General features: G+C 62.0%; 19 protein-coding genes and 1 tRNA gene. 12 read left to right on the top strand and 8 right to left on the bottom strand.

Annotation, left to right across the window (positions count from 1 at the left end; translation table 11 throughout):
• The first annotated feature begins 98 nt into the window (after positions 1-98).
• From LDB26_RS00345 to LDB26_RS00315, 7 genes are all read left to right on the top strand, one after another.
• Positions 99-1,259, top strand: a complete 1,161-nt coding sequence (locus LDB26_RS00345) for a phosphoserine transaminase (protein ID WP_257539668.1) — start codon at positions 99-101, stop codon at positions 1,257-1,259.
• Positions 1,260-1,358: 99 nt separating this feature from the next.
• Positions 1,359-2,939, top strand: coding sequence for a phosphoglycerate dehydrogenase (gene serA / locus LDB26_RS00340; RefSeq protein WP_062062851.1), 1,581 nt, complete (start codon positions 1,359-1,361; stop codon positions 2,937-2,939).
• A 53-nt stretch (positions 2,940-2,992) separates the two neighbouring features.
• Positions 2,993-3,379, top strand: a complete 387-nt coding sequence (locus LDB26_RS00335; protein ID WP_257539666.1) for an endonuclease domain-containing protein — start codon at positions 2,993-2,995, stop codon at positions 3,377-3,379.
• Positions 3,376-4,503 carry an ATP phosphoribosyltransferase regulatory subunit gene (locus tag LDB26_RS00330; protein WP_257539664.1) on the top strand — a complete coding sequence of 376 codons (1,128 nt, stop codon included), beginning with the start codon at positions 3,376-3,378 and terminating at the stop codon, positions 4,501-4,503. The genes LDB26_RS00335 and LDB26_RS00330 overlap by 4 nt, the downstream gene beginning before the upstream one ends.
• Before the next feature lie 133 nt (positions 4,504-4,636).
• Complete coding sequence (locus LDB26_RS00325) at positions 4,637-5,926, top strand: adenylosuccinate synthase (RefSeq protein WP_257539661.1); 1,290 nt, start codon at positions 4,637-4,639, stop codon at positions 5,924-5,926.
• Positions 5,927-5,930: 4 nt separating this feature from the next.
• On the top strand, positions 5,931-6,113 hold the full coding sequence (locus LDB26_RS00320) for a hypothetical protein (protein WP_021245469.1): 183 nt from the start codon (positions 5,931-5,933) through the stop codon (positions 6,111-6,113).
• 108 nt (positions 6,114-6,221) lie between these two features.
• Positions 6,222-6,791, top strand: a complete 570-nt coding sequence (locus LDB26_RS00315) for an NADPH-dependent FMN reductase (protein ID WP_257539657.1) — start codon at positions 6,222-6,224, stop codon at positions 6,789-6,791.
• Between the two features lie 3 nt (positions 6,792-6,794).
• On the opposite strand, the gene LDB26_RS00310 is transcribed toward LDB26_RS00315, so the two are convergent.
• Together LDB26_RS00310 and LDB26_RS00305 are read right to left on the bottom strand one after the other, a co-directional pair.
• Positions 6,795-7,388, bottom strand: coding sequence for a Pr6Pr family membrane protein (locus LDB26_RS00310; RefSeq protein ID WP_257539654.1), 594 nt, complete (start codon positions 7,386-7,388; stop codon positions 6,795-6,797).
• A gap of 9 nt (positions 7,389-7,397) precedes the next feature.
• Complete coding sequence (locus LDB26_RS00305; protein ID WP_257539652.1) at positions 7,398-8,729, bottom strand: dicarboxylate/amino acid:cation symporter; 1,332 nt, start codon at positions 8,727-8,729, stop codon at positions 7,398-7,400.
• A gap of 218 nt (positions 8,730-8,947) precedes the next feature.
• On the opposite strand from LDB26_RS00305, the gene LDB26_RS00300 reads away from it, so the two are divergent.
• On the top strand, positions 8,948-11,593 hold the full coding sequence (locus LDB26_RS00300) for a M1 family metallopeptidase (RefSeq protein WP_257539650.1): 2,646 nt from the start codon (positions 8,948-8,950) through the stop codon (positions 11,591-11,593).
• Positions 11,594-11,649: 56 nt separating this feature from the next.
• Here LDB26_RS00300 and LDB26_RS00295 read toward each other — a convergent pair whose 3' ends face one another.
• Positions 11,650-12,681, bottom strand: a complete 1,032-nt coding sequence (locus tag LDB26_RS00295) for a phytase (protein WP_373886147.1) — start codon at positions 12,679-12,681, stop codon at positions 11,650-11,652.
• A gap of 145 nt (positions 12,682-12,826) precedes the next feature.
• Between LDB26_RS00295 and LDB26_RS00290 the strand changes: the two genes are divergently transcribed.
• Positions 12,827-15,145 carry a TonB-dependent siderophore receptor gene (locus LDB26_RS00290; protein WP_257539646.1) on the top strand — a complete coding sequence of 773 codons (2,319 nt, stop codon included), beginning with the start codon at positions 12,827-12,829 and terminating at the stop codon, positions 15,143-15,145.
• Between the two features lie 85 nt (positions 15,146-15,230).
• Here LDB26_RS00290 and LDB26_RS00285 read toward each other — a convergent pair whose 3' ends face one another.
• The 3 genes from LDB26_RS00285 to hspQ all read right to left on the bottom strand — a co-directional run bounded on the left by LDB26_RS00285 (position 15,231) and on the right by hspQ (position 18,441).
• On the bottom strand, positions 15,231-17,168 hold the full coding sequence (locus tag LDB26_RS00285) for an OPT family oligopeptide transporter (RefSeq protein ID WP_373886217.1): 1,938 nt from the start codon (positions 17,166-17,168) through the stop codon (positions 15,231-15,233).
• A gap of 153 nt (positions 17,169-17,321) precedes the next feature.
• Positions 17,322-18,113, bottom strand: a complete 792-nt coding sequence (locus LDB26_RS00280; protein ID WP_062062822.1) for a GDSL-type esterase/lipase family protein — start codon at positions 18,111-18,113, stop codon at positions 17,322-17,324.
• Entirely contained in the window at positions 18,070-18,441 is a 372-nt protein-coding gene (gene hspQ, locus LDB26_RS00275; RefSeq protein ID WP_062062820.1) for a heat shock protein HspQ, read from the bottom strand. Before hspQ ends, LDB26_RS00280 begins: the two co-directional genes overlap by 44 nt.
• Positions 18,442-18,588: 147 nt before the next feature.
• Between hspQ and LDB26_RS00270 the strand changes: the two genes are divergently transcribed.
• Positions 18,589-18,678 (top strand) — tRNA-Ser (locus LDB26_RS00270).
• A gap of 259 nt (positions 18,679-18,937) precedes the next feature.
• Here LDB26_RS00270 and LDB26_RS00265 read toward each other — a convergent pair.
• Positions 18,938-19,771, bottom strand: a complete 834-nt coding sequence (locus LDB26_RS00265; RefSeq protein WP_257539642.1) for a hypothetical protein — start codon at positions 19,769-19,771, stop codon at positions 18,938-18,940.
• 3 nt (positions 19,772-19,774) lie between these two features.
• On the opposite strand from LDB26_RS00265, the gene LDB26_RS00260 reads away from it, so the two are divergent.
• Positions 19,775-20,569 carry a HEPN domain-containing protein gene (locus LDB26_RS00260; RefSeq protein WP_257539640.1) on the top strand — a complete coding sequence of 265 codons (795 nt, stop codon included), beginning with the start codon at positions 19,775-19,777 and terminating at the stop codon, positions 20,567-20,569.
• Between the two features lie 80 nt (positions 20,570-20,649).
• Positions 20,650-21,543, top strand: a complete 894-nt coding sequence (locus tag LDB26_RS00255) for a formyl transferase (RefSeq protein ID WP_257539638.1) — start codon at positions 20,650-20,652, stop codon at positions 21,541-21,543.
• Here LDB26_RS00255 and LDB26_RS00250 read toward each other — a convergent pair.
• Complete coding sequence (locus LDB26_RS00250; protein ID WP_257542213.1) at positions 21,515-22,603, bottom strand: glycosyltransferase family 4 protein; 1,089 nt, start codon at positions 22,601-22,603, stop codon at positions 21,515-21,517. The genes LDB26_RS00255 and LDB26_RS00250 overlap by 29 nt on opposite strands.
• Positions 22,604-22,607: the final 4 nt, after the last annotated feature.

The following is a 22,607-nucleotide window of genomic DNA, read 5'->3' as shown; positions in this document are numbered from 1 at the left end:
TTTGTTCTGCTCTTGACTCTCCCGCCGATCTCTTTAGGGCGACCGGCGGGCCACGCGGTCCCAACGCCGCGCGTGCTCTCTGTAAGGAGAAGCATTACATGACTGATACGACTGCCGCAGACGCCACTCTTGCGCCTGCCGCCAAGCCCGCCACCAAGCCGGCTCGCCCCTTTTTCTCTTCCGGTCCCTGCGCCAAGCCTCCGGGCTGGAGTGCCGCTGCGCTCGCCACGGATTCGCTGGGCCGCTCGCACCGCTCGAAGATCGGCAAGAACCGCCTCGCTTATTGCATCGACCTGATGCGCGAGCTTCTGAACCTGCCCGAAACCCACCGCATCGGCATCGTGCCGGGTTCCGACACCGGCGCCTTTGAAATGGCGATGTGGACGATGCTGGGCGCGAAGCCCGTCACGACGCTGGCGTGGGAAAGCTTCGGCGAAGGCTGGGTGACGGACGCCGCCAAGCAATTGAACCTCAACCCCACGATCATCCGCGCCGACTATGGCCAGTTGCCCGATCTGTCGGCAGTGGATTTCAGCAACGACGTGCTGTTCACCTGGAACGGCACGACCTCGGGCGTGCGCGTGCCGAACGCCGACTGGATTCCGGCGGACCGCGAAGGGCTGACCTTTGCCGACGCGACCAGCGCGGTGTTCGCCTATGACATCGACTGGGCGAAGATCGACGTCGCCACCTTCTCCTGGCAGAAGGTGCTGGGCGGCGAGGGCGCGCATGGCGTGCTGATCCTCGGTCCCCGCGCGGTCGAGCGCCTCGAAACCCACACCCCCGCCTGGCCGTTGCCCAAGGTGTTCCGCCTGATGAGCAAGGGCAAGCTGGCCGAGGGCGTGTTCAAGGGCGAGACGATCAACACCCCCTCCATGCTGGCGGTCGAGGACGCGATCTTCGCGCTGGAATGGGGCAAGTCGGTCGGCGGCGCGAAGGGCCTGATCACCCGCAGCGACGCCAACGCGGCGGCTCTGGACAAGATCGTGGCGGACCGCGACTGGCTCGGCCATCTCGCCGCCGACACCCCCTCGCGCTCGAAGACCAGCGTGTGCCTCACCGTCGCGGGCGCCGACGAAGCCTTCATCAAGAGCTTTGCGGCCCTCCTCGAAAAGGAAGGCGCGGCCTATGACGTCGCGGGCTATCGCGACGCCCCGGCCGGTCTTCGCATCTGGTGCGGCGCGACTGTCGACACCGCCGACATCGAAGCGCTCGGCCCCTGGCTCGACTGGGCCTACGCCCAGACCAAGGCCGCTTGATCCAACCTGTCATCGTTCGGGCTGAGTCTGTCGAAGCCCTTCATTGTCCGGCTCTTCCGACCGGCTCAACCGAACGGACCATATTCAAGGAGCATTCCCATGCCCAAGGTACTCATTTCCGACAAGATGGACCCCAATGCCGCCGCGATCTTCCGCGAACGCGGCGTGGAGGTCGACGAAATCACCGGCAAGACCCCGGAAGAACTGAAGGCGATCATCGGCCAGTATGACGGCCTCGCCATCCGCAGTTCGACCAAGGTGACGAAGGAGATCCTCGACGCCGCCACCAACCTCAAGGTCGTGGGCCGCGCAGGCATCGGCGTCGACAATGTCGACATTCCGGCGGCGTCGGCCAAGGGCGTCGTCGTCATGAACACGCCCTTCGGCAATTCCATCACCACCGCCGAACATGCCATCGCGCTGATGTTCGCGCTCGCCCGCCAGCTTCCCGAAGCCGACGTCTCGACCCAGCAGGGCAAGTGGGAAAAGAACCGCTTCATGGGCGTCGAAGTCACCGGCAAGACGCTGGGCCTGATCGGCGCGGGCAATATCGGCTCCATCGTCGCCAGCCGCGCCTTGGGCCTCAAGATGAAGGTCGTCGCCTTCGACCCCTTCCTCACCCCGGAACGCGCCGTCGAAATGGGCGTGGAGAAGGCCGATCTCGACACGCTGCTGGCGAAGGCGGATTTCATCACCCTGCACACGCCGCTCACCGACCAGACCCGCAATATCCTGAGCCGCGAAAACCTTGCCAAGACGAAGAAGGGCGTCCGCATCGTCAACTGCGCGCGCGGCGGCCTGATCGACGAGGCGGCGCTCAAGGATGCGCTCGACAGCGGCCAGGTCGCGGGCGCGGCGCTGGACGTGTTCGAAACCGAACCGGCCAAGGATTCGCCGCTGTTCGGCACGCCCGGTTTCGTCTGCACCCCGCATCTGGGCGCGTCGACCACCGAAGCGCAGGTCAATGTCGCGCTTCAGGTGGCTGAGCAGATGGCCGATTTCCTCGTATCGGGCGGCGTCACCAACGCGCTCAACATGCCCAGCCTGTCGGCCGAGGAAGCGCCCAAGCTCAAGCCCTATATGGCGATCGCCGAAAAGCTCGGCTCGCTGGTCGGCCAGCTTGAAGGCGACGCTATCACCGGCGTTGCGGTAGAGGTTGAAGGCCATGCCGCCGAACTCAACCAGAAGCCGATCACCGCGGCGGTGCTCGCGGGTCTGATGCGCGTCTATTCCGACACGGTGAACATGGTGAACGCGCCCTTCCTGGCCAAGGAACGCGGCCTTGACGTGCGCGAAGTCCGCCACGACCGCGAAGGCGATTACCAGACCCTCGTGCGCGTCACCGTCACCACCGAATCGGGCGACAAGTCGGTTGCGGGCACGCTGTTCGGCCATGCCCAGCCGCGCCTTGTCGAACTGTTCGGCATCAAGGTGGAGGCCGACCTCACCGGCACCATGCTCTATATCGTCAATCAGGACGCGCCCGGCTTTATCGGCCGTCTGGGTTCGACGCTGGGCGAGGCGGGCGTCAATATCGGCACCTTCCATCTGGGCCGCCGCAACCAGGGCGGCGAAGCCGTGCTGCTGCTGTCGGTCGACGGTGCGGTGACGGACGGCCTGCGTGAGGAGATCGGCAAGCTGACCGGCGTCAAGACGGTGAAGCCGCTGCACTTCGCATAAGCCCGGCAAAGCCCTCTCCCTTTGGGGAGAGGGTCGGGAGAGGGGGAGCGCCGATGCGTCTGGATGCAACCTTGAAGGAACGCGCAAAATCCATGCGCTCCACCTCCACACCCGCCGAACAAAAACTCTGGCTCGCTTGGCGGGCCAACCGCTTCGAAAATCGCCAATTCACCCGCCAGACGATCATCGCGCCCTATATCGTGGATCTCGCCTCCAAAGCGGCCAGACTCATCCTGGAGATCGACGGGGATACACATTCCGCCGAAGATCGCTATGACACGCGGCGAACAGAGTTTCTGGAATCGCTGGGGTATCATGTGATCCGTTTTTCGAATCCTGACGTGATGGGGAATATTGAGGGAGTGTTGAGTGTGATTGCTCAAGCGTTGCGCGATGCCCCCTCTTCCCAGCCCTCCTGCCAAGGGGTGAGGGGGCTATGAGCTTTCCCCCCGGCCTCCTGCCTGAAGGATTGTCCGACCGCCTGCCACCGCAGGCGGAAGCCTCCGCGCGGCTTGCGCGCCGCGTGCTCGATACCGTGGCCACCCACGGCTATGAACGGGTCATGCCGCCCCTCGCGGAGTTTGAGGACACGCTGGTCGGCCGCCTCAAATCCATGCGCGCACAGGATCTGGTGCGCGCCATCGACCCGGTATCGCAGCGCAGCCTGGCTCTTCGCCCGGACATGACCGCGCAGGTGGGCCGCATCGCCGCCACCCGCCTTGCCAGCGCGCCGCGCCCCTTGCGTCTTTCTTATTCCGGCCCGGTCCTGCGCCTGCGCGCCAACCAGCTTCGCCCGGAGCGCGAACGCCTTCAGGTCGGCGCGGAGCTGATCGGCAGCGATAGCGTCGCCGCCGCCGTCGAGATCGTGAATGTCGCGATAGAGGCATTGCAGGCGGCGGGCGTCACCGGCCTCACCATCGACTTCACCCTGCCGGACCTGATCGACACGCTGGCTGCAGGCCCCCTGCCGCTTGCCCCGGAAGAGATCGAAGCCGTCCGCAACGAACTCGACGCCAAGGATGCGGGCGCGCTCGCCGCGATCAGTCCCGCCGCCGCCGCCTATCTCCCGCTGATCGAGGCGACCGGCCCCTTCCACGCCGCGATGGAGCGCCTCGAAGCCCTGAACGCGCAGCTTGGCGGCGCCATCGACAGCCGCATCGCGGGCCTGCGCGCCATCGCCAAACCGATTGGCTGGGACATCACCCTGACGCTCGATCCGACCGAGCGCCACGGCTTTGAATATCAGAACTGGTTCGGCTTCTCGGCCTTCGCGGACGGTTTCATCGGTGAAATCGGGCGGGGCGGCAGCTACGCCATCACCCGCGCCGATGGCGCGGACGAACCGGCCATGGGCTTTTCGCTCTATCCCGATCCGCTGATCGACGCCGGTTTCGGCAGCCAGCCGGTGCGGCGCCTGTTCCTCCCCATCGGCCATGATGCGGACCGCGCCGCCGCGCTGCGCGGCGAAGGCTGGCATACGATCGCCGCCCTGACCGGCGATGAGAATGGGGAGCGCCTGCGCTGCTCGCACTGGCTCGACGGCATGGAGCCGCGCGCTTACTGACTTGACTTTACGGGGCTGGCGCGGCTAACCGCCGCCCCGCACAGGGCGACACGCGCCCACCCTATTCCGCCCGCTTGCCGAGTCCCGTCGAAGGGCAAGCCGGGTCCGCGCGGCGGGGCGAAGGACTATATCCATGGCAAATGTTACGGTGATCGGCGCCCAGTGGGGCGATGAAGGCAAAGGCAAGATCGTCGACTGGCTGTCGGAACGCGCCGACGTCGTCGCGCGCTTTCAGGGCGGCCATAATGCGGGCCATACGCTGGTCGTGGGAGAGAAGGTCTACAAGCTCTCGCTGCTCCCCTCGGGCATCGTGCGCGGCACGCTGAGCGTCATTGGCAACGGCGTCGTTCTGGACCCGTGGCACTTTCGCGAAGAAGTCGCCAAGCTCAGGGGGCAGGGCGTCGCCATCACGCCGGAAAATCTCCAGATCGCGGAAACCTGCCCGCTGATCCTGCCCTTCCACCGCGACCTTGACGGCCTGCGGGAGGATGCATCGGGCGCGGGCAAGATCGGCACCACCCGCCGGGGCATCGGCCCGGCCTATGAGGACAAGGTGGGCCGCCGCGCCATTCGCGTGTGCGACCTTGCCCATCTCGACGATCTCGGCCCGCAGCTTGACCGCCTCACCGCGCATCACGACGCGCTGCGCGCCGGGTTCAACGAAGCGCCTATCGACCGCGACGCGCTGATGGCGGAATTGCGCGACATTGCGGACTTCATCCTGCCCTTCGTCAAGCCCGTCTGGCTGACGCTCAATCAGGCGAAGGCGCAGGGCAAGCGCATCCTGTTCGAAGGCGCGCAGGGCACGCTGCTCGACATCGACCATGGCACCTATCCCTTCGTCACCTCCTCCAACACGGTGGCGGGCACGGCGGCGAGCGGCACCGGCCTTGGTCCTTCGGGCGCGGGCTTTGTGCTCGCCATCGTCAAGGCCTACACCACCCGCGTTGGTTCCGGTCCCTTCCCGACCGAGCAGGAAAACGAAACCGGCCAGCGCCTGGGCGAACGCGGTCATGAATTCGGCACCGTCACGGGCCGTAAGCGCCGCTGCGGCTGGTTCGACGCGGTTCTGGTGCGCCAGTCGGTCGCCGTGTCGGGCGTCACCGGCATCGCCCTCACCAAGCTCGACGTGCTCGACGGGTTCGAGGAACTGCAAATCTGCGTCGGCTACAAGATCGGCGAGACGACCTACGATTATCTTCCCGCCCACGCGCAGGATCAGGCGAAGGCGCAGCCGATCTACGAAAGCATCGAAGGCTGGCAGGACACCACCGCGGGCGCGCGGAGCTGGGCCGAACTTCCCGCGCAGGCGATCAAATATATCCGCCGGATCGAGGAACTGATCGGCTGTCCGGTCACGCTGGTTTCAACGTCCCCGGAACGCGAGGACACCATCCTCGTCCGCGACCCCTTCGCGGACTGATCCGATGGCTGGAGATCGCTTCGAGCGCCACAAGCAACCTTGGACGGCGGACGAGCTGCAAAAGCTCCACACGCTCGCGAAGAAGGGCATGGCGCTCAAGGCGATCGCCAAGGCCCTCACCCGCAGCGAGGAATCGGTGAAGGCCCGCGCCAAGCAGGACGGGCTTTCCATCGCGAAGCTGCGCTGATCGCTGCCAATCGTTTCGCGCAAAGTTGAGAAACGCACAGGCCGTCCGTTCCGGTCTGGACGCCGCCACGCGCCAATGCGACACTTTCTACAGACAAGGGAGGCTCGCATGGCGCTCGACATACTCATCCTATACGGTTCCTACAGGCGCGGCCGCCTGGGAATCCGTTTAGTTGACTATTTGCTTCATGGTTTTGCGGAACTGGGCCATCGCGCCGAACTGATCGACGCAAAGGAAATCGGTCTCCCGATGCTGGACCTGCGCCATAGCGACTATCCACCGGGACAAGCGCCCGCCGCCATGTCCGCTCTTGCCCAGCGCCTCTCCGCTGCGGACGCCTTCGTCTTTGTCGCGGGCGAATATAATCGCGGCGTCCAGCCGGGCCTCAAGAATCTGGTCGATCATTATCTCAAGGAATTCGACCGCCGCCCCGCCGCCATCGCCAGCTATTCGGCAGGCCGTTTCGCTGGCGTCAACAGCCATGCCGACTGGACGGTGACGCTGTCCGCCATGGGCATGACGGTGATCCCCGAACGCCTCAGCGTCGGCCAGATTGGCGATGCGCTGGATGAAGCGGGACGGCCGCAGGGCGATGGTGGCGCGGCGCTGGACCGGGGCTTCCCGAAATTCGCCGATACGCTGATCTGGTGGACGCGGGCAGCGCAGGCTGCCCGCTGACGCTCACCGAAACCGCCGGTCGATCCATATAAGCAGGTGCCCGGCCATCAAAAAACCGATGGCGATCAAGACCGCATTCAACAGCACCTGTCCAAGGCCCAGCTTCGCCACATCAATGAAGGGATAAGCGTAAGTTTCCTCCAGCGCGCCACGCACCAGCGCGTAGGGCAGATAAGCAGCGGGGAAGGCCGCCCATAACCATGGATCACGCCATGAAAGGCCCCTGGGCGCCCATCCGGTCCACCACAGCGCCGTCAGTATCGGCGTCGCCTTGTGCAGAAGCGTGTCGGCCAGCAGCGCCCCACCGCTCAGGCTGAGAAGGCCACGCAGCAACAGGCCATAAATCACCCCCACCAGCAGGATCGCCAGCGTCACGCCGCCGATCAGGCGAGGTGTCACTCGCACTCCGCACGCGATCTTTCCGAAAACGAGCAGCACAGCCATATTGGTGAGGACGGTGAAGAAACGGACAAGTATCCAGAGCGTTGCTCCGACCGATCCCATCTGTTCCAAAGTCGTGCTGAACTGGATCGCGAGCCCCGCTCCGGCGGTCAATGCGATGACAGCCGCCCCGATCCGCTGCGCGCCCTTCATCATTTGCCGTCTTCAGCCCGGTCGATCATCGTCTACCATATCCTCCGCCAGTTCCAGCCCTGCGCGGCCATGCGACGGAGTATGAGCAGGTGCCTTGGGCGGGATTCCGTATTCGGGCTCCTCCACTTCCAGCATACCTTCCCATTTGGTGACGACCGATGTGGCGATGGCATTGCCCAGCACATTGGTGGCGGTGCGGCCCATGTCCATGAAATGATCGACGGCCAGAATGAAGGCAATGCCCTCGACTGGCAGGTTGAACTGCCCCAGCGTCGCGGCGATGACGACCAGCGATGCGCGCGGCACAGCGGCGATGCCCTTGCTCGTCACCATCAGCACCAGCAGGATGGTAATCTGCGTCGCGATCGGCAGGTCGATATTATAGGCCTGCGCGATGAAGATGGTGGCGAAGGACGCATACATCATCGACCCATCAAGGTTGAAGCTGTAGCCCAGCGGCAGCACGAAGCTGTATATTCGGCGCGGGACGCCGAAGCGGTCAAGCTGCTCCAGCATCTTGGGATAGGCCGCTTCGGACGAAGCTGTTGAAAAGGCGATCAGGACCGGTTCGCGCACATAGCGCAGCAAAGTAAATATCCGTCTGCCCAGGAAGATCGCACCCGCCCCGCAGAGCAGCAGCCACAGCGCAAGCAGCGACAAATAGAATTCGCCGACCAATTCGCCGAACGTCTTGAGCACGCCCAATCCCTCGGTCGTGATGGCCGACGCCAACGCGCCGAACACGGCGACGGGCGCCACGCGCATCACATAGCCCGTCACCTGCAGCATCAACTCAACCATCGCCTCGATCACGGTAACGATGGGCTTGCCCCTGTCGCCGATGGCGGTCAGCGCCACGCCCACGAACAGGGAGAAGACGACGATCTGGAGGATGGAATTTTCCGCCATCGCCCCCACCATGGACGTAGGAAAGACGTGCAGCACGAAATCACGGAAATTGAGCGCCTCGGCATTGACGCTGGAAGCCGCGCCCGACCGCACCAGGTTCAATCCCTCGCCCGGCGCGAAGAAATTGACGAGGATCAGGCCCAGCGCCAGCGAGATGAGGCTGGCGATGATGAACCATCCCAGCGCTCGTCCGCCGATCCGTCCCAGCGCGGCGCTGTCGCCCATATGGGCGATGCCCGCGACCAGCGTGGAAAATACCAGCGGCGCGATAATCATTTTGATGAGATGCAGGAAAATGTCGGCCAGAAGATGAAAGTAGCCTGCCACCTCCTTGGCCAGCGCCTTGTCGCCGCCGACCCACAGATTGGCGGTGAATCCCGTGGCAATGCCCAGGATCATGCCCACCAGAATGAAGGTCGTCAGTCGATTTCGCATGCATGTCCTTTGTCAGTGGGCTCAGGCTGTGTTTGTCCGCTATCCTGCCAAGGAAAGACACCTAACAGTCGCAGCGCAAGCCTGCAATTGCACGACAATTCCTTCCCGCGTCCGACCGCCTGCCTTGACCGGCGAACCGAAACAGCCGATGCCGCTTTGCATCAAGGCGCGTGACCGTCCCGGCTGCGCCGTTCATGACGTGTCGGAGTCTGAACCAGATGACATTTTCGAAGATGCTGCCCTTGCTGCTCGCCGCTGCCCCCCTCGCCATTGCCGTCCCCGCCCTCGCGCAGGGACAGCCCGGTCCGGCCGCGACGGTGACAACGCAATTGCCGCGCGGCGCGGCTCCCAGCCACTATGCGATCACGGTCACGCCGGATGCCCCGAACCTCAAGTTCACGGGCAGGGTGGCGATCGACCTCAACGTGACGCAGGCCATGCCCGTTCTGGTGCTGAACGCGGCCGACCTCAATTTCGGGGCGGTGACACTGACCCCCGTCAAGGGCAAGCCGGTGAAGGGCATCGCCAAAGTGGACGCCGCCGCACAAACGGTGACGCTGAACTTCGGCAAGGCGCTTGCGCCGGGCGGCTATCGGCTCGACATCGCCTATGATGGCGTTATCGCCACGCAGGCGAACGGGCTTTTCGCGCTCGACTATACGGACAATGCGGGACAGGCGAAGCGCGCTCTCTTTACCCAGTTCGAAGCGCCCGACGCGCGGCGCTTCGTACCGAGTTGGGACGAACCCAGCTATAAGGCGACTTTCGATCTGTCGGCTATCGTCCCCACGGGCGAGATGGCCGTCGGCAACATGCCGGTAAAGGACAGCAAGGATCTGGGCGGAGGCAGGACGCAGGTGACCTTCGGCACCACGCCCAAAATGTCCTCCTACCTGCTGTTCTTCGGCCTTGGCGAACTGGACCGCGCCACCAAGATGGCCGGCGCCACCGAAGTCGGCGTCATCACGGGCAAGGGCAACACCGGCAAGGCGCAGTTGGCGCTGGATGCCTCCGCCGCCATCTTGCCTTGGTTCAACGACTATTTCGGCGTCCCCTATCCACTGCCCAAATTGGACAATGTCGCGGGGCCGGGTCAGAGCCAATTCTTTTCCGCCATGGAAAATTGGGGCGCGATCTTCACTTTCGAGCGCGCCTTGCTGGTCGACCCGCGCTTCACCACCGAAGCACAGAAGCGCCGCATCTACGAAACGGTCGCGCATGAAATGGCGCATCAATGGTTCGGCGACCTCGTGACGATGGCTTGGTGGGACGACCTCTGGTTGAACGAAGGCTTTGCGAGCTGGATGGCGACCAAGGTGACGGACAAGCTGCAACCGGAATGGGAAATGCTGCTGAACCGGGTCGGTGGCCGCGAAAGCGCCATGGGGCTGGATGCGTTGGCGACCACCCACCCCGTCGTCCAAAAGATTGCGACGGTCGATCAGGTCAATCAGGCGTTCGACGCGATCACCTATGAAAAAGGCGAAGCCGTCATCACCATGCTAGAGGGCTATGCCGGGGAGGATGTGTGGCGCAGCGGCATCCGCGCCTATATGCAGCAACATGCCTATGGCAACACGGTAACCGACAACCTGTGGCAGGCGGTCGAAGGTGCGGGGGCCAAGGGACTGGTGTCCATTGCCCACGACTTCACCAGCCAGCCGGGCATCCCGCTGGTCACGGTGGAAAGCGCGCAGTGCAAGGGCGGCAACACCATATTGTTCCTGACGCAGGGCGAATTCAGCCGCGACCGGAAGGGCGGGACGCCACTGCACTGGAACGTACCTGTCATGGCGCAGACGCTAGGCGGTGCGACGCAGCGCATGATCCTGAGCGGCAAGGGGCAAATCACCCTGCCAGGCTGCGGTGCCTATGTCGTCAATGCGGGGCAGTCGGGCTATTATCGCTCGCTCTATCCGGCCGCCAATGTGCAGGCGCTGGCGAAAAACTTCACGAAATTCCCCTCCATCGACCAGATCGGCCTGCTGGCGGACAATTGGCAGCTTGGCCTTGGCGGCTATCAGCCGATGGACCTCGCGCTCGATCTTGTCGATGCGGTGCCCGGCAGCGCTAGTCCCGCCGTGCTGGCGCAAGTGCCGGATTATCTGGAAAGCGCCCATGAGATGCTGGATGGCGACGCCGCCGCGCAGGCCAGGATCGCGGCCTATGCCTCGGCAAAGCTGACGCCGCTTCTGGCCGCCATCGGTTATGATGCGAAGCAGGGCGAAGGCGCGCAGATCCCTGTGTTGCGCTCCAGCCTCGTTTCGACGCTGGGCGCGGTCGGCGACAAGACGGTGGCGGTTGAGGCCAATCGCCGTTTCGCTGCGCTAGGTTCCAACCCGGCGGCTTTGGATGGCCCCCTCCGCAATGTCTGGCTGGGTATCATCGCCAAAAATGCCGATCAGGCGACATGGAACAAGCTGCGCGCCATGGCGAACGGCGCAAAGACCGATCTCGACAAGAGCCAGCTCTTTGCGCTGCTGGGGAGTACGAAGGATGAGATGCTCGCTGGCCAGGCGCTCGACCTCGCGCTGACGGACGAGCCGGGCAAGACCACCAGCGCAGCCATCATCGCGCAGGTGGGTTATGAGCATCCGATGCTCGCTGTCGACTATGTGCTGGCCCATCGCCAGCAATATGAGGCGCTGATCGATGTTTCGGCCCGTTCGCAGGCGTTGGCGCGGCTGGGCGGCGGTTCTGCGGACCCGGCCATGGCGCAGAAGCTGGACGGTTATGCGGCCCAATATCTGACGCCCGAATCGCGCAAGGTGGTGGATCGCGCCATTGCGGGCATCAAGACGCGGATTGAAACCCGTGCGCGGCTGAAACCAGCGTTGCAACGCTGGTTCGCAACGAAGAAATAAAAAAGGAAAGGGCGGTGGATGCCCACCGCCCTGTTTTCATGTGTGAAAATAGGGGCTTATTTCGTCAGCCCCAATGCGCGGGCGATATCGTCCCAGGCCACCAGCTTGAAATTTTGCGCGACGGTCGCGTTGTGGCCATCCTGCGCGATGAAGAGTCCGCCAGGATAATCGGGACCGAAATCGCCCAGCATCAGGTCGATGCCATCGGTTTCCTCTGCCCCACCGATGACGCCATTGGCGATACGGAAGCGCCCGGCATAGCTGTCATCGCTGATCCGGTAGGCCACATAAGCGTTGTCGCCCTGACTGGAAACAAGGACATAGCCATCCTTTTCCCCGATCGGTGCGATGGCGACGCCCTCGGCATCGGCAACCAGATTCCGACCATCGGCGGCGGCGATCTTTGTCGGGGTGGTTGATCCGTCGGGACGGGCATCGAAACGCCAAAGGCCGACATCTTCCTCCGCGACATAGAGAATGCCCGTGCGGTCATCTACGGCGCAGCCTTCCGACTGAGTGCCAAGCTTCATGGTGCGGACGATCCGGCCGGCGGGTGTCGCCGCAGAGGTGTCGAGCGCGACCTGATTCACCGTGCCATCCTTCAGGACGATGAAGGCGTAGGTAGTTCCCCCCTGGCGGGACATACAAATGCCATAGGCCTCACCCGTGCCCGCTTCGACTTTCCCCAAAGCCGTCAGCCTGGCGGTCGTGGGATCAAGGCGGAAAAGGGCAAGCCTGGCATTGGCGATATCGTTGCGGTCACTCGCGACCACGAGGATGCCGTTACTGCCGTTGATCGGCACATCGTCGCGCAAATCGACGTTATTGACCCGGCCCGCGTCGAGAAAGTCACGAGCCTTGCCGTCCAACCCATAGACATAAAGACCGGCCTTCTTGTCGGTGCCGACAATCAGGCTTTGCGCCGGATCGGCGGCGTTGCGCCAGATTGCCGGATCGTCCGCCGCGTCCGCATTGGCGGTTCCCACCGGAACGGTTTCACCACGCGCCGTAACGTTTACGGCCGGCGCGGCGTTGGCGATGCGCCGGGCCATGAGGATTTCCGTCTCGCCAGTTGTGCACGCTGTCATCGTAATAAAACTGACGCATAATATCATAAAACTGCAATGATTCCTACACGATCCGGTCATTGTTGCCTCATATCCGCTAAATCAGATGCGCTAGATACAACAGTAATTCCGTGCGTCAATTTATCTCGATAAACAGGGGGTGATAATGGTCACGAATAAGTGGGTCATGTTTGGCTGCGCGTCTGTCGCGCTTCTTTCTGCTTCTGCTATGGCGCAATCCATACCCGCTCCGGCCGACGAAGGAACACGCGCAGACGGACCGATTACTTCGGCCAATGAGATCGTCGTCATCGCAGGGATCGGCTACCGCGACCGTACCGATACGCCAGAGCCGGTGCTGAAATATGGCACAGACTATTTCCAGCGCTTTGAACCGCTGACCGCCGGCGACGCGCTGAAGCGCGTGCCTTCCGTCACCTTTCTGTCGGACGTGATCGAAAGCGATGCTCCGCGTCTGCGCGGTTTGCCCCCGGGCTATACCCAGATCTTGATAAACGGTGAGCGTGTGCCGGGTTCGGCCGCCGACCGCAGCTTTTTCCTCGACCGTATTCCCGCTGAACTGATCGACAGCGTGGAAATCATCCGCTCCTCCTCCGCCCGGCGCACCGGGGACGCGGTGGCGGGGTCGCTCAACATCAATTTGCGCGACGGTTATGAACTGGACGGTGGCTATGTCCGCGCGGGCGGCTTGCTGTTCAACGACGACGAGCTGGAGCCGAGCCTGGGTCTGGTCTGGGGCGGCAAGGCCGGACCAGGCCGCCTGCTGCTGGGTGCGAACCTGCAGGGCCGCCATAACCCCAAACGCAAGAAAAGCCTGCGCTATGGTGATTCGCCGGAAAATAATCCTGACTATGCGACCGACGATTTCGACAATCGCGAGGATCAGACGGACACCCGCGATGGCAAGGATTACAGCTTCAACGGCACCTATGAGATTGACGGCGAAACCACCGATTTCAAGCTGAATGGTTTCTATGTCCGCACCGACCGCAAGGAAACGGAGCGTAGCTTCGAATATGACGATGCGACTGCGGTGATTGGGCCGGTGCCAGTGGGCAATCTGCTGACCGACAATAGCAATATCGCCGATATCGATCAGGAAAACTACACTATCGACGGCAAGCTGAGCCATGAATGGTCGGCGGGTAAGAGTTCCGTCCGCGTTGGCTATGCGCGCTTCACCGAAGATCGCATCGAAACCGAAAATGAGATCGATTTCGAGGATCTGGAATTTTCGGGCCAGCGAACCCGGACCGATATTCGCGACACCGAATTTTCCGTGAAACTGGAGCATGAAGTGCCGCTGGGCGAGCAGGCGAAATTCGTTTTCGGCGGCTATTATCAGGATAAAAGGCGCCGCACCGGCATGTTCGAAAGCGAGCAGGAGAGCGACGCCAGCGCAACCTGGGATCAGTTCAAACAGAACCCGGACAATCTGGCGGCGGCGTTCGACGATTTCGAGCCGGTTGACGGCGGTGACAACCGCATCCGCGAAAAGCGCCGTGATGTCTTCGCACTGGTCGAAGGTGACACCGGCAGGCTGAAGTGGGAAGCGGGCCTGCGTTACGAAACGACGAAGGTACGCTTCACCGACTATACGGTAGCGGCCGCGCTCGCCGATCAAAGGGCCGATTATGAAAAGCTGCTGCCCTCCGCCTCGTTCAAACTGTCATTGAGCGAGAGCGACCGCATCATCGGATCGGTCGCGCGGACGCTGCGCCGTCCCGATTTCAACTATATCTCCCCGGCGCTGCTGGAGGAAGAAGTGGGCGACAGCGACCTGCTAGGCAATCCGCAGTTGCGGCCCGAAAGCGCCTGGGGCTTTGACCTGGGTTATGAGCATCGGATGGGCACGGGCGGCATTTTCGGTGCCAATATCTTCTATCGCAAGGTCAAGGACCTGATCGAATTGACCAACACCGGGGTCGAAGGTTCAGAAGGCGAAGGCACCTTCGTCTATCAGCCGCGCAATGTCGGCGACGGCAAGGTATGGGGCGTCGAATTCGACCTGTCGACCGACCTCGGCTTTGTAGGGTTGCCCAATACTGGCGTGTTCGGCAACCTGTCCTGGCTGGACAGCGAAGTGCGGGATTTTATCGGCAAGCGCAGGTTCAACGATCAGTCCAAATATGTCTATAATTTCGGCTTCATTCAGGATTTCCCCGACTTTGGCGCGGCTTTCGGCGCGACATACCGCAAGCAGGGCAGCGCCTTTGGCCGGGTGATCGCGGAGGAAGTGACCACCACCTATGGTGCGGAACTGGAAATCTTCGTCGAAAAGCGGTTCGGCAAGACTTTCACCATCCGTGCGGTCGGCTCCAACCTCCTGAACGGCAGGAAAAGAGAAGCTTTCAACAAGTTCGACAATATCGCGGACCAGATCGACCGCGACTTCGACGAATATGAGCTGGAAAGCGAAAAAGCCGGACCGGTGTTTCAGATCATGGCGCGCTACGCCTTCTGATCCGCGGACGGGTTCGGGAAGAAGGAAGGGGGTCGCGTGAAACGCGGCCCTCTTTTGTTAGGTGGGGAACGACGGCGGCCAATCCTTATCCCAGCGACGCACTCGCCCAACGCCGCAGCCTCGCATAAAGCGCCGCGATCACGCCGAAGAAGGCGATAACCGAAAGCGGCACGGCCCAGCCATTTTCCGCCACCAGCGCCAGCGGCGCGTCACTGTTAGTCGCTGCGACTATGCCCGCGAAGGCTACCCCGAACAGGCTCTCCCCGACGATGAAGCCCGTCGCCATCAGCACGCCCATGCGCTCGGCAAAGTCGGGATTGGACTGCCGCATGGCCCAGCGGTTATAGAAATGGCCGATGACCGCGCCCACCGGGATCAGCAGCGTCAGCGCCATGGGCAGATAAATGCCCATGCCCACCGCGAGCGGCGGCAGGCGCAGCTTGCCCGCTTTGCCCAGCAGTTCGTCGATGGCCACCACGATCGCGCCGATCAGCGCACCGAAACCAATCAACCCCCAGTCCAGATTGCCGCCCAGAACGCCCTGCGCCAGCGCGGAAATCAGCGCCGCTTGTGGAGCGGGCAACGCGTTCGGCCCCGCGCCCGGTGCGCCCGCGAAGCCGAAGGCGCTGTTAAGCAGATCGAGGATTGGCGGAATGACAATGGCTCCGAAGATCACGCCTAGCACCAACGCAATCTGCTGCTTCCATGGCGTTGCGCCGACAAGCTGGCCTGTTTTCAGGTCCTGAAGATTATCGTTGGAAATAGTGGCGATGCCGAAAACGATGGCAGTCACGAACAGGGCATAGGCGATCAGCGCCTGAGTCTGCGTCATATCTCTGCCTGAACCGTAGATCCCCGCGAGGATCAACGAAGCGCCTAGCACGGCCAAGATGCCGACGCCCGATATCGGACTGTTGGACGCGCCGATCAGACCCGCCATATAGCCGCAGACCGACGCGATGACGATGCCCGCGACCAACACATAGGCCAGCGTCAGCGCAATGACGGGAAGCGGATTGGCAGCGATCGGCCCGCCCTGCGCGAAGACCCACAGCAATATACCGATGGGGATCAGCGAGGCAATGATCGTGCCCCCAACGATGCTGATGGGCAAGTCCCGCTCGGTCAGCTCCAGCAATCCCGCATTGCCGTCCTTCCGCATCCGGTTGGCGGCAAGGGCGGAACGGATGCCGCTGATGATCGGGCCAAGGATCTTGAGCAGAGTCCAGATTGCGGCGATGCCGATGGTGCCCGCGCCGATGAAGCGCGCCTTCATGCGAAAGGTCGTGCCGACTACCTCCGCTAGGTCCGCGCCAGCAGCCAAGGGTGCTGTCAGATAAGGAACGATGGCTGTCCAGCTTATCAGCAGGCCGACAAACATCGCCAGACCGACCGACAGGCCGACCAGATGTCCCACGCCGATCAGGGCCATGGAAAAGCTGGTCGACATGGATGTCGCACCCGAACCGAACTTGAAGAAGGTGGCGGCTTCCTCCGCGATCAGGCGGGTCTTGGCGATGATGGAGAAACTGGCGGCGGCAAACGCGCTCATGACGATGGCGGCAAGGCCTCGCTTGTTTTCCTCCAGCCCTTCGCGGGAACCCGCGCCGACCTTCAGCACCTCGGCGGCAGCGACGCCCTCGGGATAGGGGAGGTCGGAGCCGGTGACGAGTGCGCGGCGCAGCGGCACGGAATACATGACGCCCAGTATGCCGCCCAACGCGATGGTGCAGGCCGACAGCCAATAAGGGAAGCCCTGCCACCAGCCAATGATGACGAGGCCAGGCAGCACGAAGATGATCGCCGAGAGCGTCCCTGCGGCCGAGGCGATGGTCTGGACGATGTTGTTCTCCAGAATCGTGCCGGTAGCGAACAGCCGCAGCACCGCCATGGAAATGACAGCCGCCGGGATCGAAGTCGCGAAGGTCAGGCCGATCTTTAGGCCCAGATACACATTGGCTGCGGTAAAAAGCAGCGTGATGAGCGCCCCCAGGATGACTCCGCGGATCGTCAGTTCCGCCATGGGTGCGGCCTTCGCCGGATCGCTTGTCACCTGATGTTCCCCCGCAGTGGTTATATCCTTAGTGGATATCGTAATAATATTGCTTTTCGTTGGATCAATAGGAAAGTGCCCAGACTGGATCCCTCTCGCCAACTTTGCGATAAAATGGGCGGATCAGGACGCTGCCGTGCCACGGCTATCGTCGATCCCCACATGGTCGAGATAAGCATCAACCATATGGGTCCAGCGGTCGTAGCCACGCGCGTTCATATGCAATCCATCCTTCCGGAACAGGGAAGCATCGGGCAGGCCATCAAGCGCAAGCAGCGTCTTGCTCACATCGATATAATCGAAGCCCTGAACGCGCGCGCGCGCCGCGATCGTCATGTTGACGGCGGCCATTTTGGGCCAGAGCGTCCAACGAATCGGGCTGGGCTTCAAGGAAAGATAGGCGATATGGGCCTTGGGATAATCGGCGCGAAGCCGCTTGAGCAATACCAGCACGTCGCGCGCTACATCCTGTGGATGGGCGCCGGCCGCCAAATCATTTTCCCCGACATAAACGATCACGGACCGGGGTTTGGCAGGCGGGAGCAGCCGCGGATAATAATGCAGCACGTCACGGGTGGTGGCGCCGCCGAACCCGCGATTTACCGTGCCGACATCTGGAAAGCTGGTTTGGATATCCCAGAGACGGATGCTGGAGCTGCCCAGGAAGAGCGTGGCGTTCGAAACGGCCGCGCCCTTCTCGTTCGCTTGGGCGAATGCTTCAATCTCGCGAGAAAAAGGGAATGTGGGATCGGCGTTGACCCGGACCTGAGAGGAATCCTGCTCCGCCGCCTGAGAAAGCGCAAAGGCGGGGAAGACCAGCGCGACAAGGGCCGCAACCAGCAGCCTTCGCCCCCATGGCTTCCCACCATTTCTAGTGGCGGTGAAGCGGGCGCAGCTTGTATTTGCCGTTTGCATAGGCTCCAAACATGCCGGCGATCGCCGGATGGTCCACAGGTTCCTCACTATCGTCGGTTATCAGATTCTGCTGGCTTACATAAGCGACATAGCTGGCTTCGCCATTTTCAGCGAGAAGATGATAAAAGGGCTGCTCCTTGTCGGGGCGCAATTCCGCAGGAATCGATTCATACCACTCCTCGCTGTTGGCGAAGACTGGATCAACGTCGAAAATCACGCCGCGAAATCCGAACATGCAGTGCTTCACCACATCGCCGATACTGAAGCGTGCATGGGCGATGGACGGAGCGGTAACGCCTGCGCCAAAAATCTGAATCGCGTCTGTCATATTTCCAATTTAGGATTCTATTGCGCCCGCACAAGAAAAATAGCCCCCAGGCTGCTTGGCAAGGCGGCAATCATTCGCTAATGGCCGCCCCTCGACTAGGCGTGGCTGGTTCGGTTCCCGCGTGGAACGACTTGTCCCGGCATCTGCGGAGAGGTGGCAGAGTGGTCGAATGCACCGCACTCGAAATGCGGCGTGCCGGCAACGGTACCGAGGGTTCGAATCCCTCCCTCTCCGCCATCTAGTCCTATCTATTGATATTTCTTGGTAATTTCCCAATTCTAGGCGCAATTCCGCGCCTTTTCCGGATGAGAGCCGCACTGCGGAGAGCGGGATGGGACCTCTCAGGAGGGAATTTATCGGCGTTTTCTCTGTGCCGCTTCCATGCAGTACGGTTTGGCCCGCTCGCGGGCGAAACGAACGGGCCCCCGATCTTGCCCATTCAAATTGGCGGTTCATGTGGATTGAAGCGCGTCACATTCCCTGCCTGCAGCGAAATCTACAGGGAATTCATCCGTTCACCCGAAGATATGCTCCGATGCTCCCCGCTGGAGGTCGCAGAATTCTGCCAGCGCAGCGCAAATTCCCTGAGTTGGCTTGCAGGGAATTTTCCGCCGGGGCGCAGGGAAGGCGACCTGCCGTCATGACGCTGGCCTGACCCACTCCCACATTGCAACCCATATGAGGTCGGCAAGCCATAGCGGTGTATGTGGCTGTCGAGTTTGCGGGTGAAAGCGTAATCAACACCCGTGCCAGCGTGCTTGATTTTGGCGTGACGGAGAATCGCGCCGAACGCCAGTTCATCAAGCTGCCGTTCTATCTCGGCGGGATCGACGGCGATTGCCTTGATCTCAGCCTCGACGTCCTTTTCCTCATTGGTGAGGAATTCATAGACCTCACCGTTGCGCTGGATGAGCGTCTGGCGTTCCAGAAGGGAGAGAGCCTCCTCGATATTGCGGCGCTGCTCAGTCTGGTCCGCCTCGAACCGGGACAGCAGGAGGATCGATATGTTGCGGGCAGTCGGCTTGAATTCCTTGACGTATTTCACAAGGAACAGAACTTTCAGAACCCGAACGGCAAATTCATCACCAAGGTTTTTCTCGGCCAGTTGGATAGACTGCTGAACCGATGATTTCAGGGCGGTGCGAATCCCCTCGAACATCAGGTCGAAGGTCGCCAGCCCCCCAACCGGCGTATCTGCCAGCTTTTTGGCCACCTCCTGAAACACTCCCAGCATGGAGCGCTCGCCGACCGAACTGTGCTTGCCCTCAAACGCGTTATGCTGCGAAAGCGGGATGATACGCGCGCGCAGCTTGATGAGGGGAAAGATCACTCCGTGGTCAAGAAGCTGCGGATCGAAGCCAATCTGGAGGCATCGCGCAACACGTTCGAGCGCGTGGCGCGCGAATGGCATGAGAAGGTGAAAGGGCAATGGGCGGCGATCCATTCCAACGATGTGCTGCGTAACCTGGAGCGAGACGTGTTCCCGATCATCGGAGAGTTGCTGCACGGCTGGCCGCAGCCGTTAAACCTCATCATCCATAGCCTTGACGATGTGAACTATCAGCTTCGGCGCGGCCGTTACTTCTGGGTCGACATCGTCAAGGAAGGGATTGCGCTATTCGAGGAACCGGGATTTCCTTTCGAGAAGCCCGGCGAACTCACCGAGGAAGAGGCGCACGAAGAAGCCCAGCGTTACTATGATAGCGAGTTCAGCGGAGTGGAACGCTTTCTGAGGACAGCCGAATTACAGCATGTCGAAGTTCGAAGGTCAAATGATCCCAAAGAACAGGCAAAATGGCGTAACCAAGCAGCGTTCAATCTCCATCAGGCGATGGAGCGGGCCTATTATTGCATCATGCTGGCCCTGCTGCTCTACCAACCGAAATCGCACGATCTCAATTTTCTGTCGAAGCGTGCGGAGCATCTGGACGAAAGGCTGATCGATATCTGGAAGACCGACACCAAGTTCGGCAAGTGCTGCTACGAATTGTTGCGCGCCGCCTATGTGAAAGCGCGCTATTCGCCGCACTGCAAGATCGGCGACGTTGAACTGGATTGGCTGACCGAACGCATCGCCGAATTGCAGGCAGTGACCAAGACCGTTTGCGAGGAACGTCTGGCGAGGTAAGTGACAGCTCGCCTTGGACAGAGCGTCATGGCCGTTGCAAATATTTTGCTTTTCCCGGCTTGGATGCGATAGCCGCTGATATGCCGAGGCGTAAGGATATCTGGAGATGTGGCCTGGCCGCCAAGCCAGTGGAAGCCATCCTTGCCGATGGCCGTATCGGCGAGTCCGTGACCTGGTTCGCCGAAGAACCCGCCTTCCAGTTTCTGGCCGATCCCTTCGGATGGCGCGATCAAGGCGGAAGGCTTCATGTCTTCACGGAGCAGTATGACTATCGCACGCGGCATGGGACGATCGAAGCGCTGATCTTTGACACCGCCATGCAATTGCTTGATCGCCGACCTTGCCTGAGGGAATCATGGCATTTGTCCTATCCCCAGATATTCGCCGGAGAAGGCGCTGTCTGGATGCTACCCGAAGCGCATCGGTCCGGAGGCCTGACACTCTACCGCGACCATGGAAATCTGACCGACTGGCGCACCGAATGCCGCATCTTTCTCGATTGCGTGCCAGTGGACGCCAGCATCATGCGGCATGAGGGTCGGTGGTGGCTTTTCTATGCGCCTGCCACCAGCAAGCTCACGAAGATTTCCCATTTGCATGTGGCCTGGGCCGACAGTCTGTGCGGCCCCTGGACCCCGCATGAGGGTAATCCCGTGCGTATCGATCGCCGTTCCGCGCGCCCCGGGGGCATGCCGCTCCGCATCGGTGAGAGGATCATGCTGCCCGTGCAGGATTGCACGGCAACCTATGGCGGCGCACTGCGGCCCCTGTGGATCAGCCGGCTGGACGAAGGGCATTTCGATGCGGAAGCGGGCGAGGCGATTGCGCGGCCGGATAGTGCGGGCGTCTACAGTGAAGGAATGCACACGCTGTCAGCATGTGGGGATGTGACACTGTTTGACGTAAAGCGTATCGATACATCGCTCCATGGACTGGCGCTTGATGTCAGGCGGATGCTTGGCGGAGATGATTGACGATCGCCGCGCCGGTTGTGGCAAAGCGGTCCCAGGAGAAACGCTCCAGCATGTCGGCCCTTGCTGCTGCGCCCATGACTTGCAACCTTTCGGGATCATGGAGCACCGCCCGTAGGGCGAGGGTAAGCGCTTCGGCGTCTCCGGCCGCTACGGTCATGCCCGTGATGTTCTGCCGGATGCTATGGGGGAGTTCGCCCACGGCGGATGCAATCACGGGCAGGCCCGTGGTGAGCGCTTCATGCGCCGCGATACAAAAGCCTTCGGATCGGGATGGCTGTACATAGAGATGTAGCGCTGAGAGAAATGCCTGCGGATCGCCGGTATAGCCGGTAAACCGGATGTCGGTCAGCCCGGCATCGCGGACAAGGGCCGCAAGCCGGCCGCGTTCCGCACCATCGCCTGCGATCTCGACCGACACAGGAACGGGCATCGCGAAACCGTCCGCCTGCAACCGCGCAAGCGCGGCGATCAGCACATCATAGCCCTTGACCGGGTGCAGCCTGCCCAGACTACCGATACGCAGCATTTGTCCCGGTCGCCAAGGCGTGGCGCGGGGCGTTTCCGGGTTGGCGGCGAAGATTGGCCAGCATGCCAGACGGTCGGTTGGCACCGCCAGCCGCTCGGCCGTCAGTTTCGTGACTGATTGCGAATCCCCGACCCACATCAATGCGCGCGATTGCAGGGCGCGCATCAGGCGTCTGTTCCACGGCTTCAGGAAGGCGGCATGTTGCCAGCAGATGACCGGAAGGCCGAGCATCGGTCCGAGGACAAGCCCCAATATGGTCGCGCGGCTGAGCGAGGTCCACATATGCGTCGCGCCCCATTGGATGAGTGCGCGCCGCAGCCAGAGCGCCGCAGCCAGATGATCGGCAGGGCCGCCTTCGCGCACCATCGGATCAAGGCCAGCCTCGATCATGGCAGGTAGTCCGCGCCGGTCTCGCGGCGTCAGGGCAAAGACGCGCACCTGCGCGCCTGCATCCTGCAGCACGCGGGCGATAGCGGGAACGGGCTGCGCCGCGCCTCCCCCCTCGACGGAATTGATGACATAGGCGATCCGCATCGAT

The organism is Sphingobium sp. CFD-1, from assembly GCF_024611115.1.
GTDB lineage: Bacteria > Pseudomonadota > Alphaproteobacteria > Sphingomonadales > Sphingomonadaceae > Sphingobium > Sphingobium baderi_A.
The sequence above is the reverse complement of the archived record's forward strand: the minus strand, read 5'-3'. Positions and strand labels throughout refer to the sequence as shown.